The following is a 3,673-nucleotide window of genomic DNA, read 5'->3' on the forward strand; positions in this document are numbered from 1 at the left end:
TAAATTTTTAGCATGCAGTTCAAAACATCTGTTTTTGATTTTTAAGAATTTTCATATACATATTGAATTGCGGCCTTTAGAATGTTATATTTTATGTGAAAACAATCACATGTTTTGGCATGACGATTGCATATAAAAATAAATATTGAAGGTAGATGAAAAGAGATGTTAGTAGAGAGTTATGATCCATTTCACAATCTTGCAATTTCTGCATTAATTGCAAGTATCCCGATCATTTTATTCCTGTTATGTTTAACAGTCTTTAAAATGAAAGGAATCTACGCAGCTGTGACAACACTTGTTGTGACACTTGTGATCGCATTATTCATATTCAAATTGCCAGTGGGTGTTGCTTCTGGTGGTATCGTAGAAGGTTTTTACCAAGGTATCTTACCGATTGGCTTCATTGTTATTATGGCAGTTTGGCTTTATAAAGTTATTGTTGAAAGTGGACAATTTTCAGTTGTTCAAGACAGTATTACTACGGTTTCTGAAGACCAACGTATCCAATTATTACTCATCGGTTTTGCATTTAACGCATTTTTAGAAGGTGTTGCAGGATTCGGTGTACCTATCGCTATCTGTGCGGTATTGTTAATTCAATTAGGATTTAAGCCATTACAAGCGGCGATGCTTTGTTTAGTTGCAAACGGTGCAGCTGGTGCTTATGGTGCCATCGGTTTACCGGTTTCTGTTATTGATACACTAGCATTACATGGTCACATTTCTGCTTTACAAGTATCACAAGCATTAAATCTAAGCTTACCTATTTTAAGTATCATTGTTCCTTTTATGTTGATCTTTATTTTAGATGGTATGAAAGGTATCAAAGAAACATTACCAGCAATTATTGTTACTGTTGTTCCGTTCGTTGTGTTACAAATCATATTTAACCAATTTTTTGGACCAGAGTTAGTGGATATTATTCCACCACTTGCATCAATGGCATCTTTAGCGTTGTTCTCTAAAAAATTCCAACCGAAAAACATTTTCCGTTTGAATAAAGATGAACAAAAATTAGAAGTGCCACATCACTCAGCAAAAGAAATCATTTTTGCTTGGAGTCCATTTATTATCTTAACAGCATTAGTACTTGTTTGGAGTTCTAAATCATTCAAAGGTTTATTTGCTGAAGGTGGCGCATTGTCATTCTTCAACTTACAATTTGGCATTCCAGGTACTAACAATGACGTTTCAGGTCATCCAATAATGTTGACTTTCAACATTATCAACCAAACTGGAACAGCATTATTGTTAGCGGGTATCATTACAATCTTGCTTTCGAAAAAAGTCAATTTCAAACGTGCAGGTGCATTACTTGGCGAAGCGTTTAAAGAATTATGGTTACCTATTTTAACGATTTGTTTCATTCTTGCCATTGCTAAAATTACAACATACGGTGGTTTAACAAATGCAATGGGTGAAGGTATTTCAAAAACAGGTAAAGTCTTCCCAGTCTTGTCACCAATTTTAGGTTGGATTGGCGTATTTATGACAGGATCAGTAACAAACAACAACGCATTGTTTGCACCTATCCAAGCTTCTGTAGCACCACAAGTTGGCACAAGCGGAGCATTACTCGTTGGTGCGAATACGGCAGGGGGTGCGATTGGTAAATTGATTTCACCACAATCAATCGCCATTGCAACAGCAGCAGTTAAACAAGTAGGTAAAGAATCTGAACTATTAAAAATGACTTTAAAATATAGTGTAGGATTATTAATATTCTGGTGTATCTGGACATTTATCCTATCTCTTTTATTAAGTTAAGTTTTAATCAATTAAGGGGCTGGGACATAGGGTTTCAGTTTCAAGCAAAACACCACAAAAATCTTTTGAAATGATTTTTGTGGTGTTTTTTTCATTGAATAAAAGGGTTGTATATTTTTTGAACTGAACCCCTCGTTTTAGACACATAAAAGAAAAATTAATTTATTGATTTTTTAATATATTAATGTGCTATTGCTTACTTTCCTTGCCATCTTTCACCCATGAAACACAGGTGAAAGATGGCAAGGTTAGATTTTTATGGGCAGTCGAATTCTTTTAGTGTTAAAAAATTCAATGTACGCTACTATATCTCTTTTAAGTTCTTCTCGGCTATCGTATTTTTTTAAATAATACATTTCCGCTTTGATGGTACCCCAAAACCCTTCCATAGGACCATTATCAATACAGCGACCAACTCTTGACATACTGTGTATCACATCATGTTCTCTTAACATACTCCGGTATTCTAATGTCTTATAAGGCCCACCTCTGTCTGTATGCAATATTGTGCCATTGTTGCTTATTAACGGTAAAATATCTTTCAATGTATCTAATGCTAGTATGCTGTTAGGCGTTTCAGACATTTTATAACTTATGATTTTTTTGCTAAATAAATCATACATTGCACTTAAATAAATTTTTCCGTTTTTTACTTTAAATTCTGTCATGTCTGTTAATATTTTCTTATAAGGATCCGAAGCAATAAAATCACGATTTAAAATATTATGTCGTTGATATTCACTTGGACAAGGAATATAAGCTTTTCTGCGTCTTCTTATGACAGCTTTTAATGATAATTCATCCATTAAGCGTTTAATACGTTTATGATTAACATGATGATTCGTATATTTATTGATATAAATCGTTATTCTACGATATCCATAAATCTCTTTATGCTCATGATAAATATGGGTGATGATAGATTTAAGTGTTTCATTCTCTTTATTTCTCGGCTTAGATGCATGTTTTGTCCAATCATAATAACTGGATCTTGGCACATTAAGCACTTGACATAAGTGTTTAATAGGATATTTGTTTTTCAATAGATCTATAGTTAAATAAGCTATTTCTTTTTCTGATCTTTCGACACTTCCTTTCTTACGGACATTTGCTTTTTTAAAACTTCATTTTCAAGCTTTAACCAGTAATTTTCTTCCTCTAATTTTTCTGTTACTGTTTTATCTCCATGTTCTGTATAAACCTTATGTCCGCGTTTATCGTCAAGCCCTTGATATCCCTTTTGTTTAAATACTTGGATCCACCGATACACTTGTGAGTATGGTATTTCAAAATGTTGGGCCACATCACCATACGTTATACTTGTATCAGATAAATAATATTGAATCACTTCTATTTTAGTTTGAATGGATATAGATTGTTTCTTCATTTGATGCACCTCGGGTTTTGGAGAGTAGTCCTTTAGTTCTTCCCCAGAAGTATATCTTTCAACCCAACGTCTTACAACGGTAGTACAAGATATATTATATTTAATGATTAATTCTCTTAGTGAAGCGCTAGTATTGAAATATTCTTCTACAACCTGTTTTTTAAAATTTGAAGGGTAACGTTTATTACTTTTATTATTGAAGCAATTCTTACCATGAATTTTATATTTTTCTAACCAGGTTTTAAAATCTTGTCGTCTCATAACTAAGCCGTACTTTGTTTTGAGTTGTTTTAAAGGCACACCTGATAAATATTCATCCAATACCTTTTTAAAATCTTTATTTGATATTTTACCAATCACAAAAAATGCCTCCATTCAACTTTTCACTTTATGTGTCCGGTGTAATGGGGGCATATCATTTAACGGTTGGTGAAATAGTCACTGACCGTTATTTTAATTTTTGATATTAAAAAAGCACAAATATCTCTATAATTGTAAGTGACCAAACCAACGATT

General features: G+C 32.9%; 3 protein-coding genes. 1 reads left to right on the top strand and 2 read right to left on the bottom strand.

Annotated elements, in window-relative coordinates; all coding sequences use genetic code 11:
• Positions 1–165: 165 nt before the first annotated feature.
• Entirely contained in the window at positions 166–1,770 is a 1,605-nt protein-coding gene (locus CD118_RS11680) for an L-lactate permease (protein WP_103356752.1), read from the top strand.
• A gap of 248 nt (positions 1,771–2,018) precedes the next feature.
• On the opposite strand, the gene CD118_RS11685 is transcribed toward CD118_RS11680, so the two are convergent.
• Together CD118_RS11685 and CD118_RS11690 are read right to left on the bottom strand one after the other, a co-directional pair.
• Positions 2,019–2,837: an IS3 family transposase gene (locus CD118_RS11685; RefSeq protein ID WP_142380884.1), complete on the bottom strand. Its 819-nt coding sequence runs from the start codon at positions 2,835–2,837 to the stop codon at positions 2,019–2,021.
• Positions 2,834–3,517, bottom strand: a complete 684-nt coding sequence (locus CD118_RS11690) for a helix-turn-helix domain-containing protein (RefSeq protein WP_169925618.1) — start codon at positions 3,515–3,517, stop codon at positions 2,834–2,836. Before CD118_RS11690 ends, CD118_RS11685 begins: the two co-directional genes overlap by 4 nt.
• Positions 3,518–3,673 lie beyond the last annotated feature (156 nt).

It is taken from the genome of Staphylococcus coagulans, from assembly GCF_002901995.1.
Taxonomy (GTDB): Bacteria; Bacillota; Bacilli; order Staphylococcales; family Staphylococcaceae; genus Staphylococcus; species Staphylococcus coagulans.

What these genes read in the sequence shown, in the direction of transcription:
- CD118_RS11680 (WP_103356752.1), top strand. Translation starts at nt 166, where the DNA reads ATGTTAGTAGAGAGTTATGATCCATTTCACAATCTTGCAATTTCTGCA.